This is a genomic window from Streptomyces sp. NPDC002884 (assembly GCF_040295245.1).
In the GTDB taxonomy this organism is placed as follows: Bacteria; Actinomycetota; Actinomycetes; order Streptomycetales; family Streptomycetaceae; genus Streptomyces.
The window spans coordinates 49,715-63,509 of record NZ_JBEOVB010000042.1 but is presented as its reverse complement, the minus strand read 5'-3'; the positions used below and the strand labels follow the sequence as shown (position 1 = coordinate 63,509).

Below are 13,795 nucleotides of genomic sequence, written 5' to 3'. Positions count from 1 at the left end.
CACCCTGCTATCGTGCGGAGTGTGACTTCCACGAAGAAGCAGACACAGGTCCGGCTCGAAGAGGACGTGCTGCCGGCCGGCAAGGCCGCCGCGGCACGCCCTCACCGCTCCGGCCGCCGGGCTCGCCGGGCCGCCGTCACGGCGGCACGGAGCGGGTCTACGAGGCGGGTTTACGAGGCGGGTTTACGAGGCGGGTTTACGAGGCCGAGAACTTCAGCAACTCACCGCTGGAGCCCTGGGTGTTGCTGGTGACGTAGATGTCGCCCTTCGAGTTGACCGCCAGGCCCGTGGGCGTGTTCAGACTGCCCCCGGTGTCGATCACGGTCGCCGCGCCCGTCTTCTTGCCGATCCGGATCAGCGAACCCGGCAGCAGCCCGCTCGACGTCGCACCACCGGTGTAGGACAGGGCGATCAGGTCACCGCCCGGGGCCACGGCGAGGTCGATGAGGCCCGTCAGGCCGGACGCGAAGACGGTCGGCTGACCGCCGGGCACATAGCGCCAGATACGGCTCAGCCCCGTACGGATCCCGGACATGTCGGCGATGTAGAACGCACCGTCCCAGCCGCGCACGATACCCGTCGGCACCGCCTCCGCCTGACCCGCCGGAGCCACCGCAGCGCCGCTCGACGCGGCGGCCGGCACCACGTTGTTGGGGAAGGCCAGCTCCGTCGAGGTCGTCCCGTCGGGGTGGATGCGGACCAGGTCGTTGGCGCCCGCGTCGGTCACCAGGAAGTCACGGCCGTCCCGGGCGAAGTTCCACGGGTTGGAGAACACCTCGTTGTTGCCCACGGCGGAATCCGGGTCGTGCTCGACCTCGTGCACCGCCAGATCGCCCAGCACGCGCCCGTGCGCGATGCTCAGCGTTCCCAGCGGCCCGCTGCCCGCGCCCAGCGCCGTACGCGTCGCGGGAGTTCCGGTCACACCGCTGACCACCCGGTAGGTGCCGCCCGGGGCGGCCTCCGCCTCGATCGCTCCGCTGATCACACTGGAACCGTCGGCACGCACGATCTGCATCGACGGCAGGCCCGTCACCACGCGGCCCCGAACGGAGCCCTTGATCCGGTAGATCGAGCCGCTGAAGCTCAGGCACTGCGAACCCGGCACCGTGCACGGCACCGCCGGATCACTGCCCGCCTCCGTCACCAGCAGCGCCCCGTCGGGCTGTACACGCACCGCCCGCGGATTGTGCAGACCACTCGCCACCACCACCGGCACCGAAGCGACCGCGGAGGCGCCCGAGCCGGACGCGGCCCGCGGAGCCGCCTGACTCGGCATCGCGGTCGCCGTGAGACTGCCTACGACCGCCGCCGCTACAAACGCTCCCGCCCACGACTTGCTCGCTCTCGACATATCTCTCCTCCACTCGCCGCGCCCCCGTAATCCGGAGGCGAATCCAACCGGCGACACCTTAGACACACCGACCCACAACCACCCCACCCCGAAAACATCCCCCATTAACCGGAACCAACCCCGACACAAGACGCCACGACCGCGAATACCACCACCGGCCACCGGCCTTGCGGTACACACTCCACGACCCGCCCGAAAAAACCAGCAGGTGACAACACGATACGGACGAAATCACTCCACAAAAACACCCGTAAGCGACTCTCCGGTAATCCTCCGAACCGCCTTCCCCGGCGCGGAGCGGAGAATTCCTGGACTCACCGAATTCCGGCCGCACACCAGTAGCTGTCCAGCGACCGTGGACAATGCCTCGACCCGCCCACACGAAAAGCGCAGACCCGGAACCCACCGATCGGCGCCGCGTCAGGCGGGCTCCCGCACCCACCGGCGGTGGTGTGCCTGTCTGTTGCCGGCCCTCCCCCGTGCCGATCACAGACAGGCAACCGCGTCACCCGAAGTAGCTGTCGAACGTCCGCTGGAACTCCCCGCCCGCGAAGCGGTCCCAGTTGATCGACCAGGTCATCAGGCCGCGCAGGGCGGGCCAGGAGCCGTGCGGGGTGTACGACCCGCAGCCGGCCTTCTTCGTCAGGCACTCCAGGGTCTTGGTGACCTCGGCCGGGGCGACGTAGCCGTTGCCGGCGTTGACGGAGGCCGGCATGCCGATCGCGATCTGGTCCGGGCGCAGCGGCGGGAAGACGTTGTTCGCGTTCCCGGCCACCGGGAAGCCCGTGAGCAGCATGTCGGTCATGGAGATGTGGAAGTCGGCGCCGCCCATGGAGTGGTACTGGTTGTCGAGGCCCATGATCGGTCCCGAGTTGTAGTCCTGGACGTGCAGGAGAGTCAGATCGTCACGGAGGGCGTAGATCACCGGCAGATACGCCCCGCACCGCGGGTCCTGGCCGCCCCACTTGCCCGTGCCGTAGAACTGGTAGCCCATCTGCACGAAGAAGGTCTCGGGCGCCATGGTCAGCACGAACGTGGAACCGTATTTCGCCTTCAGGGTCTTCAGCGCCGAGATGAGGTTCACGATCACCGGTGTCTTCGGGTTCTTGAAGTCCGTGTCGTCGGCGTTCAGCGACAGTGAGTGGCCCTCGAAGTCGATGTCCAGTCCGTCGAGACCGTACTCATCGATGATCTTCGAGACGGACGAGACGAAGGTGTCGCGTGCCGTCGTCGTGGTGAGCTGGACCTGTCCGTTCTGACCGCCGATCGAGATCAACACCTTCTTGCCGGCAGCTTGCTTGGCCTTGACGGCCGCCTTGAAGTCGGCGTCGCTCTCCACGTTCGGGCATGCGGTGACGGGGCATCGGGTGAAGCGGATGTCGCCGGAGGTGGTGGCGGTGGGTTCACCGAAGGCCAGGTCGATGACGTCCCAGCTGTCGGGGACGTCGGCCAGGCGCGTGTAGCCCGCGCCGTTCGCGAAGCTCGCGTGGAGGTAGCCGACCAGGGCGTGGGTGGGCAGATCGGCCGGCCCTCCGCCGCCGGACCCCGCGGTCGTCGCCGTCACCGCGGCCGACTTCGCGGACTCTCCGGCGTCGTTCGCTCCGGTGACCTGGAAGGTGTACGCCGTCGAGGCGGACAGGCCGGTCACGGTGGCCGAAGTACCGTTCACCGTCTGGACCTTGGCGCCGTCGCGGTAGACCGCGTAACTCGTCGCGCCGCTCGCCGCCGACCAGGAGAGCGCGACGCTGGAGGACGTGGTGGCTCCGGCCTTCAGGCCGGTCGGCGCGACGGGCGGCCGGCCTGCCGTGCCGCCCGGGCCGAGCACGGAGACATCGTCGGCGTAGTAGGCGCCGGTGCCGTACCAGCCGTGCGTGTAGATCGTCACCTGGGTGGTGGACGCGCCGGTGCGGAACGTCGTCTTGAGCTGCTGCCAGTCGGAGGCGGATTGGGTCCACGTGGAGACGTCGGTGGTGCCTGTGCCGCTCGCGCCGAGGTAGACGTACGAGCCGCGGACGTATCCGGACAGCGTGTAGTCGGAGTTCGGCTGCACACTCACCGTCTGGGAGCACTGTGCGTGGTCACTGCCTGCCGGGGTCGCCTGGAGCGCCGAACCTCCGGTGCGCACCGGGCTGGTGACCGACTTGCCCGCGGTGCAGGTCCAGCCGTCGAGGCCCGCTTCGAAGCCGCCGTTTCGAGCGAGTTCGGCGTCGGCGGCCTCGGCGGCCGACGAGAGCGCGGTGATGCCGGGTACGGCCATTGCCACAGCCGTGAGCAGGGCGAGGACTGGTCTGGGGCGATCCACAAGTGCCTCCGGACAGTGGGGGTTTGGACTGCGGAGCGCGCCCAATTTGGTCCAGACCAATTCGTTTGTCAAGACCCCCCACGGACAATCGGGCCGTGCCTGCCGCTCACGGCCGACACACCCTCGGAGGCCGCAACTCGCTTTCCTCACCTCTTACTTCACTACTTGACGAAAGCGGTCCAGACCTTTAGGTTCACGGCTCAGCATCGCACCGCGTGACACATCCACCGCTCATCAGATGGACGTCGCTCCGGTTCTTCACCCCCCACGAAGGGCCCCCTGCCCGCATGCCCAGCCCCCTCCCCGCAGTTGCCCCACTCGCCGCCCTCTCCCCCGCCACCGGTCTGCTCACCGCGTCCCCCACGCAGACGGCCGCCGGCGACATCTCCGGCCTCGCCGGCGAGCGTCTGTAGCCGTGCAGCAGCGCACCGAGGGCGGTCTGAAGAACCAGCCGGCCTACGGACTCGGCAGTTGCTGCTACTTCGCGGCATGCCGTCGCCGGTACGGGCGGCTCCTCCCGCTCCACGGCCAGCGTGGCCGATCCGGCCGGCCACCCCTGAGCACACACCGGCTCCACGGACGGCCGTCCCCGCACTCGAGGGACGGCCGTTCCTCCCCCTACACCCAAGGAGCGTCCTCCACCATGCACGGACCCCGATTCCTCGGCCGGTTCGCGGTCTTCACCGCGCTCTCCGCGGTCCTCACCGCCCTGTTCACCGTGACGCCCGCCCAGGCCGCGGACGGCTCGATCACCGGGCTCGCCGGCAAATGCGTCGACGTCGCGGGTGCCGCCGGCGCCAACGGCACCGCCGTACAGCTCTACGACTGCAACGGGACAGGCGCCCAGATCTGGTCCAACCCGGGTGACGGCACCCTGCGTGCGCTCGGCAAGTGTCTGGACGTCGTCGACCGCAGCACCGCGGACGGCGCGGCGGTCCAGCTGTGGGACTGCTCCGGCGGAACCAACCAGCGGTGGGTCGTCAGCGGCGCGAACGACATCGTCAACCCGGCCGCGAACAAGTGCCTGGACGTCACCGGCAACAACAGCGCCAACGGCACCCGGCTGCAGATCTGGACCTGCTCCGGCGGCGCGAACCAGAAGTGGAGCGCGCCCGCGGGCGGCGGGAGCGGCACCCCGTCCGGATTCGCCGTCACCGAGGCGCAGTTCAACCAGATGTTCCCGAGCCGGAATGCGTTCTACACGTACAGCGGCCTGACCGCCGCGCTGAGCGCCTACCCCGGCTTCGCCACCACCGGCAGCGACACGGTGAAGAAGCAGGAGGCCGCCGCCTTCCTCGCCAACGTCAATCACGAGACCGGCGGTCTCGTCCACATCGTCGAGCAGAACACCGCCAACTACCCGACCTACTGCGACTGGAGCCAGTGGTACGGCTGCCCGGCCGGCCAGGCCGCCTACTACGGGCGTGGCCCCATCCAGCTGTCGTGGAACTTCAACTACAAGGCCGCGGGTGACGCGCTCGGCCTGGACCTGCTCAACAACCCCTGGCTGGTGCAGAACGACGCCTCCGTGGCCTGGAAGACGGGCCTTTGGTACTGGAACACCCAGACCGGCCCCGGCACCATGACGCCGCACAACGCCATGGTCAATCAGGCCGGCTTCGGCCAGACCATCCGCTCCATCAACGGCTCCCTGGAGTGCGACGGCAGGAACCCGGCGCAGGTGCAGAGCCGGGTGGACGCCTACAACCGCTTCACCTCGATCCTCGGCGTCTCGCCGGGCAACAACCTGTACTGCTGACGCCGGCCGCTCACCAGGGAGCCCCCATGCGCAAAGCGAGATCCCTCGCCCACGTCCTTCTCGGCGCGATCGGCGCGATGACGCTCGTCGTCGCGATCCCGGCCACCGCCCACGCGAACGTCCTGACCCTGCTGCCGCAGAACGCGAACGGCCTGGAACAGACCTTCTCCCCCGCCTACGACTACGACGGGGACGGCTGCTACGCCACCGCCGCCATCGGAGCCGACGGCACCATCAACCCCGGCTTGAAGCTCGGCGGCGACGTCAACGGCAAGTGCCACGACCCCGCCCAGCTGAACAACGCCAACACCTACTCGCGCGAGAAGTGCAACAACGGCTGGTGCGCCGTCATGTACGCCAGCTACTTCGAGAAGGACCAGGTCACGCTGGGCCCGGCGGCTCTCGGGCACACCCATGACTGGGAACACGTCATCGTGTGGATCAACAACGACGAGGTCCGGTACGTGTCGGTGTCCCAGCACAACAGCTACCAGACGCTCGCGCGGTCGGACATCCGCTTCGACGGCACCCACCCGAAGATCGTGTACCACAAGGACGGAATCTCGAGTCACTGCTTCCGCTTCGCCAACAGCAACGACGACCCGGCGGAGAACGCCACGGGCAACTGGTTCTACCCGAGGCTCGTCGGCTGGGAGGGCTACCCGGCCGGCTACCGCGACAAGCTCAGCGGCGCCGACTTCGGCTCGGCCACCTTCAAGATCGACGACGGCGACTTCCAGTGGGCTCTCGACTACACGAGCCCGGCCGGAATCCCCTTCGACCCGTACGCCTGACACCCGGCCCTCCGGGCCGGCGACGGTACGCCGAAAAGGCCCCCGCGGGCTCTTGCCCGCGGGGGCCCTTGATCTCCGCGGCGGAATGCCGTCAGGTCGCGTCGGCGGACCCCACGATGAGCCCCCGGAGGAAGGTGGCGATCGCGGCCTCGAAAGCCTCGGCGAAGGCTGGGTGCATGAACGCCAGGCTCGAGTCCGCCTGGAAGGCGGCGAGCAGCGAGGGGGCGGGACGGCTGCGGGTCCACAGGGCGCCGACCAGGATGATGACCAGGTGCGCGGCGCGGAGCGCCCGCTCGTTCGTCGTCGAGCTCGGGGAGCAGGTCGCGGAGCCGCGCGGCGAGCCAGCGGATGGCGTCACGCGAAGACCTCTTGTACCTGGTCGCGACCTCGACGGAGATGTTGTGCTCCAGGATCGCGTGTCGCACGTTCGCCCTCGCCTTCGCCGCGACGCGCGCGGGTTTCCGCCGCTCCGGTTCCTGACATCCCCGCCGTCCCCCAGGGGATGTGCGGCCACGGCTGCACCGGGCCGTCCGGCACGGTCCGTCTCCGCCGTCCAGGCACTACCGCCAACCGACCATCCAGGAAGCGGTCTTATCCACGCCGGTCAGGAACGGTGAGCGTGTGGTGCAGGGCGGCGAGGCCGTCCGCGTAGATGCTGTGGAACAGGGCGACGGCTTCGTCGTCGCTGATGCCGTCCGGCGTGAAGGTGCCGGACCACTCCACTCGGGCCGTGTCCTGCCCGGCCGTCCCGTGCACCGCGAGGGTGGAGAGGTAGCCCGTGACGGGGAAGGGAGCCTGGAGGATGGAGTAGCTGTAGGTGCGGGCCGTGTTGTCGAAGGCTTCGAGGCGCTCGACGATCATGCCGCCGTCCTCGTTCCTGAGACTGCGGACGCGTCCGCCGTCACTGAGTTCGCTGGTGGGGATGTAGGGGAGCCAGTCCGGCAGTGAGTCGAAGCCGCCGATGAGCTGCCAGACGCGTTCGGGCGGGACGGGGATGTCGAGGGATGCGGTGGTCGTGGCCAAGGGATTCTCCTGGAAGCGTGTGGGGTGACAGGGGTCAGGCGGCGGGTACGGGAGCGTCCTGCGCTATCAGCCGCTCCTCGCGCAGCTCCGTCCAGAACGCGGCCGGGATCCTCTCGCCGAGGGCGGCGACGTCCTCGGCGATGCGGCCGGGCTTGGTGGCGCCGGGGATCACGGCTGCCGTCGCCGGGTGGGCGAGGGAGAACTGCAGCGCGGCGGACTTGATACCGACCCCGTGCCGCTCGGCGAGCGCCTTGATCTGCCCCACCCTGTCGATGATGTGCGCGGGCGCCTTCTGGTACTCGAAGTGCGTTCCTCCGGCGAGGATGCCCGAGCTGTAGGGGCCGCCGACCACGACGTCGACGTCCTGGGCGGCAGCGGCCGGCAGCAGGCGCTGCAGGGCCCGGTCGTGGTCGAGGAGGGTGTAGCGGCCCGCGAGCAGGAAGGCGTCGGGCTTCGGCTCGTCCAGGTCGAGGGTGAGCTCCAGGGGTTCCACCCGGTTGACGCCCAGGCCCCAGGCCTTGATGACGCCCTCCTCGCGCAGCTTCTGCAGGACGCGGAACGCACCGGTGCGGGCGGTCTCGTAGGCGGCCAGCCACTCGTCTCCGTAGAAGTCCTGCGCGACGTCATGCACCCACACGATGTCGAGGCGGTCCGTCCGGAGGCGCTCGAGGCTGTCCTCGATGGAGCGGAGGGTGGCGTCGGTGGTGTAGTCGTTGACCATCTTGTTCGGGCGGCCGTGTGCGAAGAGGCCGCCCTTCTCGCCGAGGTCGCGTACGGCCGGGTCCTCGGCCTCGTCGAAGATGACGCGGCCGACCTTCGTGCTGAGGACGAACTCGTCCCGGGGGTGCTGGGCCAGTACGTCGCCGAGCCGGATCTCGGAGAGGCCGGCGCCGTAGAAGGGCGCGGTGTCGAAGTAGCGGATGCCCTGGTCCCAGGCCGCTTCCACGGTGGCTGCCGCCTCCTCGTCGGGGATCGCGCGGAACATGTTGCCGAGCGGTGCGGTGCCGAAGCCGAGGGCGCCGGGCAGGAGGGGCTTGATGCTCATGGAGGGATCCTTGCGATAGTGGTTCAGGCCGATTGGTCAGTGAATGTGCGATCCGTCGGCCTTGCGTGTTCGAGGTTAGGATCCCTAGGTGAGACTGTCCAAGACTTGCTTGGACATACTTGAGTCCTCAGAGGTCCGACATGCTTGACCTGCGCCAACTCCGCTATTTCGTCGCCGTCGCCGAGACCGAACACGTCGGTCGTGCCGCCGAGCGCCTGCACATCTCCCAGTCGCCGCTCAGCCGGCAGATGGCCCAGCTCGAGAAGAACCTGGGCCTGACCCTTTTCGAACGCAGCCAGCAGCGCATCCGGCTGACCGCCGACGGCCGGGTCTTCCTGACCGAGGCGCAGGCTCTGCTGCGCCACGCGGACCGGCTGGAGAACCTCGGCCGGCGGCTCGGCCGCGGCGAGGAGGGCGGCCTCTGCATCGGCTACGTGACCGACGCCATGCACACGGGCGTCCTGCCCACTGCCCTGCGCACACTGCGCGACCGGCACCCGGGCATTCACGTCGCGCTGTACGACCAGGAGTCGGCCGAGCAGTTCGAAGGGCTGCGCCAGCGCAGCCTTGACATCGCGCTGGTGCGCACGCCGCCGCCCGAGGACGACCCGGACCTCGACGCGACCCCTTTGCTGAAGGATCCCTTGCTGCTCGCACTGCCCGCGGAGCATTCCCTCGCGGGGCAGGAGGAGGTGCCCGCCGACGCCCTCGACGGGCAACCGTGGATCGCCGTCGGCGACCCCCAGGACCCGGCCCGGCGTGACACGTTCGTCGCGTCCTGCGTCGCCTCCGGCTTCACACCGGACATCCGTCTCGATGCGGCCGATCCACTCACCGCGCTGGGCCTGGTCGCCTCCGGTCTCGGCCTCGCGCTCATCCAGAAGAGCATGGTGCGCGGCACGACCGACGGCGTCGTGGTACGCGAACTTCCCTGGTACGGAAGGTCTGTTCAGCTGTGGGCGGCCTGGCACCGGGTCGATCTCCGGCCCGTGGTGTCCGCATTCCGCGAAACGGTCCTCGCGGGCCGGGGTCCCGCCTGAGCGAGGGCGCGCACGAGGGACCGCCCGCTTCTCCGGCACGGGACCGGTTCGAAGCGAACAACGCCCGCTGCCGAAAAGGCCATTGACATCGCAACTCGCCGTGGAGACCGTGTGACGACACACATCTAGTCGTGCGCGGGTTCTGAAGACCGTGGAGGCGGTGCGAGGAACCTCGAAGCGGAGACGACGACCCCGGACGGCGGGATCCTCCTTCCTCCATCAACGTGACGACGCCGTCGACGGCTCCAGGGCCACCGGCCGGACGGCCTCGATCCGGTGACGCAGGAAGAGCCCGTCTCGGGTGAGGCATGGACACGGGGGTGTCATGAGGAACGTTCGCAGGCTGCCGCTGCTGGTGGCGGTCGTGGTGGGGCTGGCGCTGCTCGCCGGCCTGGGCGTGGTGGTGAGCGCGTCCCTCGGCGGTTCGGGCAGCGACTGCGAGGTACGGCTGGAGGTCAACTCCTCGACGGAGAAGGGCAACCTCCTCGCCGAACTGGCCGAGGACTACAACGACTCCGGGCGGGAGCTCGCGGGCGGGAAGTGCGCCCGAGTGGCCGTGTCGGAGACGAGTTCCGGCGTCGCCAAGGACGCCCTGGCCCAGGGGTGGGACGAGCGGCGCGACGGCGCGCCCGAACCGCAGGTGTGGACGCCCTCCTCCTCGCTGTGGCTGACACTGCTCCAGCGCGACGCGACCGCCGCCGACCGCACGCTGCTCACCGGCGAACAACCGCGGTCGCTCGCCACCAGCCCGCTGGCCATCGCCATGCCCCGGCCCATGGCGGAGGCGCTCGGCTGGCCGAAGAAGCGGATCGGCTGGCGGGACGTGCTGACGCTGACGCAGAAGGGCTGGGCCTCGGTCGGCCGGCCCGAGTGGGGCCGCTTCAGCCTGGGCAAGGACAACCCGCACACCTCCACCTCGGGCCTGGGCGCGACCGTCGCCTCCTTCTACGCTGCCACCGGCCGCTCCAGCGACCTCACCGTGAAGGAGGTCGCGGACCCGGAGACCCGGCGGTTCGTGGCCGGGGTCGAGGCGGGCGTCCTGCACTACGCCTCCGACGCGACCGCGTACATGGCCAACCTCGCCGAGGCGGACGCCGACGGGCAGGCCCTGTCGTACGCCAGTGCCATCGCCGTTCAGGAGCAGTTGATCCACCTGTACAACCAGGGCAGTCCCACCGGTGAGACCGAGCGGATCGGCAAGGGGAAGAAGCCGCAGGTGCCTCTGGTGGCCGTGCACCCCGCCGACGGCACCCTGATGTTCGACCACCCCTTCGTGGTGCTGGCCTCGGCCTCCGCGCAACAGCGGGCCGCTGCCGCCGACTTCCGCGCCTTCCTGCTGGAGGACGCCCGGCAGAAGCGCTTCCAGCAGACCGGATTCCGCGACCACGAGGGCAACGCCGGCAGTGAACTGGCCCGTTCGGTCAGCCTGTCCGAGCAGAGCGAGCGGAACCTGTCGCTGATCGACCCGCCCGCGCCCGAGGTGCTCGCGGCGATCCTGGACAGCTGGGACGAACTGCGCAAGAAGGCCCGGGTGCTGCTCGTGATGGACGTCTCCGGGTCGATGAACCAGGCCGCGGGCGGTGGACAGAGCCGACTGGAGGCGGCCAAGAAGGCCGCCGTCGACACCCTCGGCCTCTACCACCCCGACGACGAGGTCGGTCTGTGGGCGTTCTCCACCGAGACCGGCGACCACCCCGAGCCGTACCGGCAGATCGTGCCACCCGGCCGCGTCCGCGACAACAGACAGCGACTCACCGACGCCATCAACGGGCTCAACGCCGAAGGCGGCACGGCCCTCTACTCCGCCGTGCGCGCCGCCCACCAGAAGATGCTGGCCGATCTCGACACCGACCGCATCAACGCCGTCGTCGTACTGACCGACGGCCGGAACGAGTACCCGCCGGACAACGACCTCGACGCACTTCTGCGCGATCTCGACGCCGCCCAACTGGAGCGCTCCGTACGCGTCTTCACCGTCGCGTTCAGCGACCAGGCCGACTTCGGCACGCTCACGAAGATCGCCACGGCCACCAAGGCCACTTCCTACGACGCCCGCGACCCGGCGGTCATCGACAAGGTGATGGTCTCCGTCATCAGCAACTTCTGACCTGCCGTCGTCAGAGGACGGATCCGGATCCTATGGCCAGCACCTCCAGATCGGACACCATGGGCAGCGCAGACAGGCCAGACAGGGCAGACAGTGAGGACGCGATGGGCAGTCCTCTTCTCACCGCCGTCACGGTCGCGTTGTTCGCAGTGGCGGGCAGCGTCACGGCCTTCCTCGCCGGCGCCCCGGCGGTCACCGCGCTGCCCGCCGGCGCGGGCATCGGCGGCCTCGTATGGGCGGCGTACTCGATCACCGGTCGTCTCACCCGCCCCGCAACCGGCCGGCCCGGCACTCGGGACGCGGACCGACCGACGGACGCACCGCCCGAGCCGCCCGCCGACGCCCACGGATGGCTGACCCGGGCGGCGGCGGCCGCCGACCGGCTGGAGCAGCAGTGCCGGCAGAGCCCCAGCGCCTCGCTCTGGCCCGCGCTGGCGACCGCCGCGACATCCGTACGGGTCGCGGCCGACCGGCTGACCGCGGCAGCCGAGGCGGTCCGCGTCATCGACACCAGCGGCGCGTCCGCCGACCACCGCGTTCTGCACCACGAACAGAAGCGCCTGGAGGGTGAGGCCCGAGCCCTTCAGGACGGCCCGCTGCGGCGGGCCAAGCAGGACGCTGCCCGCGCGACGGGCGAACGCGTCGCGACCCTGGAGCGCCTGGCCGAACTGCGCCGGCTCCTGATCACCACCATGGAGGCCACCGCCCTGCGCCTGGAGGCCGCAGCCGAGCGTGGTGCCATGCTGCTGTCCCTCCAGGCCGCGACGGACGTCTCCGCCGTCCCGACGGACCTCACCGCTCTCGACCACGAACTGGAGGCGGTGCAGGCCGGACTCGACACACTCGACGAGATCACCCGCTCGCTGCACGGCACGGCCGAAGAACAGCGGGAGTAGGGGGCGGCCCATGCTCGGAAGAGGCAGCCGCGCGGCGGTGATGCTGCTGAACCTGGTCGTCGAACCGGTCGCGAACTGGTGGTCGGACAGGGAAGGCAAGGGGCGCTTCGCGGCCGTGATGCTGTGGTCCCTGGCCGTCGTACCGGTCGCGGTCCCCTTCGCCTCGCGCAACGAGGGGGGTGGATGGGTGCTGGCCTTCCTCGCCCTCGCCGTTGCCTCGGTCGTCCTCGCCGTGGCGATCGGCGGTTCCTGGTACGGGTCGGATCATTTCACCGCGGTGCCCGGACTCACCGCCGCCGTTCTGCTCATCACGGCTCCGTGGCTGGCTCCTTGGGCCCTCCATGATCTGGCCGGGCGGCCTGTCTCGGCCCGTGTCGTCGAGGCCGAGCCCGTCCTCGACATGGAGGACGAGGACACCTGGCTCACCCGCTACCGCCTCGCCGACGCGACGACCGGGCATGACCTCGGGTCGATGCGGCACGGACCACGAACCCGCACACGCGTCGGCGCGGTCATCACCGTCTCCGTGGTCCCGGACCACTGGGCCCCGCCCATCGCCACCGAGCGTCTGAACGACACCGATGTGGAACCAGGCATCACCGCCTTCGCGGGCCTGGCCGCCCTCCACGTCCTTGCCTGCGCCGCCACGGCGGCGGCCTGGCCCAAAGAGTGGTGAGTGTCGCGGCCCTCCGCACGGCCGACGTGGGTTCGACGGGGACTGCCTGCCGCCGGCAGAAACCAGGTTGCCTCGGCGTACCGCCTGAGTAGGGTTGGCCAATGCCCGAGCTGAAGCAGCTGCATCTCAGCCATGCCCCCGCGGTCCTGGCCTTCGAGTCGGCGAATCGCGCCTACTTCACCGCCTCGGTCTCGGACCGTGGCGACGACTACTTCGCCCGGTTCACCGACAGGTACGACGCCTTGCTGGCTGAGCAGAAGGCGGGCATCTGTGTCTTCTACGTGCTCGTCGGCGAGGACGACTCCGTACTCGGCAGGTTCAACCTGGTCGACCTGAAGGACGGCACCGCGGAACTCGGCTACCGGGTCGCACAGCACGTCGCCGGCCGCGGCGTGGCGACCGCGACCGTCCTGGAAGTGTGCCGACTGGCGGCGGCCCGGCACGGGCTGCGCACGTTGCGCGCGGCCACGGCCCGCCGGAATGTCGCGTCCCAAAGGGTGCTGGCCAAAGCCGGGTTCGTACCCGCCGGCCCCGTCGACCCAGCCCACATCGGCGGTAAGCCGGGGACCTGGTACGAGCGCGACCTGATGGCGGCGACACAGCGCGATCTTGTCTGAGGGCCGGCTGCGGAGAAGCCGCGTATGAGGAATCCTCCCGGTCCGTGCCATGGCGGCGCCGTGTCCCGAGATGCCGGGCCGAGTGCTCGAACGTCTCGACGAGCAGGCCCGACTCCTCGTAGCTGAAGAACGTGGGCAGGCCCCTGCCTCTCCTTCGCGGCCGCGTGCGGACGCGGGGAGGGCCG

General features: G+C 69.8%; 13 protein-coding genes and 1 pseudogene. 8 read left to right on the top strand and 6 right to left on the bottom strand.

The window, feature by feature from the left end; genetic code table 11:
- Window positions 1-196 precede the first annotated feature (196 nt).
- Window positions 197-1,276, bottom strand: coding sequence for a ScyD/ScyE family protein (locus tag ABT070_RS41090; protein WP_351768066.1), 1,080 nt, complete (start codon window positions 1,274-1,276; stop codon window positions 197-199).
- Window positions 1,277-1,856: 580 nt separating this feature from the next.
- On the bottom strand, window positions 1,857-3,608 hold the full coding sequence (locus ABT070_RS41085; protein ID WP_351768065.1) for a chitinase: 1,752 nt from the start codon (window positions 3,606-3,608) through the stop codon (window positions 1,857-1,859).
- A 332-nt stretch (window positions 3,609-3,940) separates the two neighbouring features.
- Between ABT070_RS41085 and ABT070_RS41080 the strand changes: the two genes are divergently transcribed.
- The 3 genes from ABT070_RS41080 to ABT070_RS41070 all read left to right on the top strand — a co-directional run bounded on the left by ABT070_RS41080 (window position 3,941) and on the right by ABT070_RS41070 (window position 6,206).
- Window positions 3,941-4,066: a hypothetical protein gene (locus tag ABT070_RS41080; protein WP_351768064.1), complete on the top strand. Its 126-nt coding sequence runs from the start codon at window positions 3,941-3,943 to the stop codon at window positions 4,064-4,066.
- 230 nt (window positions 4,067-4,296) lie between these two features.
- Window positions 4,297-5,412: a glycoside hydrolase family 19 protein gene (locus ABT070_RS41075; RefSeq protein WP_351768063.1), complete on the top strand. Its 1,116-nt coding sequence runs from the start codon at window positions 4,297-4,299 to the stop codon at window positions 5,410-5,412.
- 26 nt (window positions 5,413-5,438) lie between these two features.
- Window positions 5,439-6,206 carry an NPP1 family protein gene (locus ABT070_RS41070; RefSeq protein ID WP_351768062.1) on the top strand — a complete coding sequence of 256 codons (768 nt, stop codon included), beginning with the start codon at window positions 5,439-5,441 and terminating at the stop codon, window positions 6,204-6,206.
- 91 nt (window positions 6,207-6,297) lie between these two features.
- Here the strand turns inward: ABT070_RS41070 and ABT070_RS41065 are convergent, their stop codons facing one another.
- The 4 genes and pseudogenes from ABT070_RS41065 to ABT070_RS41050 all read right to left on the bottom strand — a co-directional run bounded on the left by ABT070_RS41065 (window position 6,298) and on the right by ABT070_RS41050 (window position 8,274).
- A complete protein-coding gene (locus ABT070_RS41065) occupies window positions 6,298-6,564 on the bottom strand; it encodes a hypothetical protein (protein WP_351768061.1) in 267 nt (88 codons plus the stop codon).
- 1 nt (window position 6,565) lies between these two features.
- Window positions 6,566-6,631 (bottom strand): annotated as a pseudogene (locus ABT070_RS41060) (hypothetical protein); the annotation flags it as partial.
- Between the two features lie 166 nt (window positions 6,632-6,797).
- Window positions 6,798-7,229 carry an SRPBCC family protein gene (locus ABT070_RS41055; protein WP_351768060.1) on the bottom strand — a complete coding sequence of 144 codons (432 nt, stop codon included), beginning with the start codon at window positions 7,227-7,229 and terminating at the stop codon, window positions 6,798-6,800.
- 34 nt (window positions 7,230-7,263) lie between these two features.
- Window positions 7,264-8,274 carry an aldo/keto reductase gene (locus ABT070_RS41050; RefSeq protein WP_351768059.1) on the bottom strand — a complete coding sequence of 337 codons (1,011 nt, stop codon included), beginning with the start codon at window positions 8,272-8,274 and terminating at the stop codon, window positions 7,264-7,266.
- 140 nt (window positions 8,275-8,414) lie between these two features.
- Here ABT070_RS41050 and ABT070_RS41045 point away from each other — a divergent pair, with 140 nt between their 5' ends.
- The 5 genes from ABT070_RS41045 to ABT070_RS41025 all read left to right on the top strand — a co-directional run bounded on the left by ABT070_RS41045 (window position 8,415) and on the right by ABT070_RS41025 (window position 13,610).
- Window positions 8,415-9,314, top strand: a complete 900-nt coding sequence (locus tag ABT070_RS41045) for a LysR substrate-binding domain-containing protein (protein WP_351768058.1) — start codon at window positions 8,415-8,417, stop codon at window positions 9,312-9,314.
- Between the two features lie 325 nt (window positions 9,315-9,639).
- Entirely contained in the window at window positions 9,640-11,421 is a 1,782-nt protein-coding gene (locus tag ABT070_RS41040) for a vWA domain-containing protein (protein WP_351768057.1), read from the top strand.
- A gap of 104 nt (window positions 11,422-11,525) precedes the next feature.
- Window positions 11,526-12,317 carry a hypothetical protein gene (locus ABT070_RS41035; RefSeq protein WP_351768056.1) on the top strand — a complete coding sequence of 264 codons (792 nt, stop codon included), beginning with the start codon at window positions 11,526-11,528 and terminating at the stop codon, window positions 12,315-12,317.
- Window positions 12,318-12,327: 10 nt separating this feature from the next.
- Window positions 12,328-12,993, top strand: a complete 666-nt coding sequence (locus ABT070_RS41030; protein ID WP_351768055.1) for a hypothetical protein — start codon at window positions 12,328-12,330, stop codon at window positions 12,991-12,993.
- A 101-nt stretch (window positions 12,994-13,094) separates the two neighbouring features.
- Entirely contained in the window at window positions 13,095-13,610 is a 516-nt protein-coding gene (locus tag ABT070_RS41025; protein WP_351768054.1) for a GNAT family N-acetyltransferase, read from the top strand.
- Window positions 13,611-13,795 lie beyond the last annotated feature (185 nt).

Bases quoted from the DNA above. Each gene is read 5' to 3' on its own strand.
- ABT070_RS41025 (WP_351768054.1), top strand. From the start codon at position 13,095: ATGCCCGAGCTGAAGCAGCTGCATCTCAGCCATGCCCCCGCGGTCCTG.
- ABT070_RS41050 (WP_351768059.1), bottom strand. From the start codon at position 8,274: ATGAGCATCAAGCCCCTCCTGCCCGGCGCCCTCGGCTTCGGCACCGCA.
- ABT070_RS41035 (WP_351768056.1), top strand. From the start codon at position 11,526: ATGGGCAGTCCTCTTCTCACCGCCGTCACGGTCGCGTTGTTCGCAGTG.
- ABT070_RS41040 (WP_351768057.1), top strand. From the start codon at position 9,640: ATGAGGAACGTTCGCAGGCTGCCGCTGCTGGTGGCGGTCGTGGTGGGG.
- ABT070_RS41070 (WP_351768062.1), top strand. From the start codon at position 5,439: ATGCGCAAAGCGAGATCCCTCGCCCACGTCCTTCTCGGCGCGATCGGC.
- ABT070_RS41045 (WP_351768058.1), top strand. From the start codon at position 8,415: ATGCTTGACCTGCGCCAACTCCGCTATTTCGTCGCCGTCGCCGAGACC.
- ABT070_RS41030 (WP_351768055.1), top strand. From the start codon at position 12,328: ATGCTCGGAAGAGGCAGCCGCGCGGCGGTGATGCTGCTGAACCTGGTC.
- ABT070_RS41080 (WP_351768064.1), top strand. From the start codon at position 3,941: ATGCCCAGCCCCCTCCCCGCAGTTGCCCCACTCGCCGCCCTCTCCCCC.
- ABT070_RS41085 (WP_351768065.1), bottom strand. From the start codon at position 3,608: ATGGCCGTACCCGGCATCACCGCGCTCTCGTCGGCCGCCGAGGCCGCC.
- ABT070_RS41075 (WP_351768063.1), top strand. From the start codon at position 4,297: ATGCACGGACCCCGATTCCTCGGCCGGTTCGCGGTCTTCACCGCGCTC.
- ABT070_RS41090 (WP_351768066.1), bottom strand. From the start codon at position 1,276: ATGCCGAGTCAGGCGGCTCCGCGGGCCGCGTCCGGCTCGGGCGCCTCC.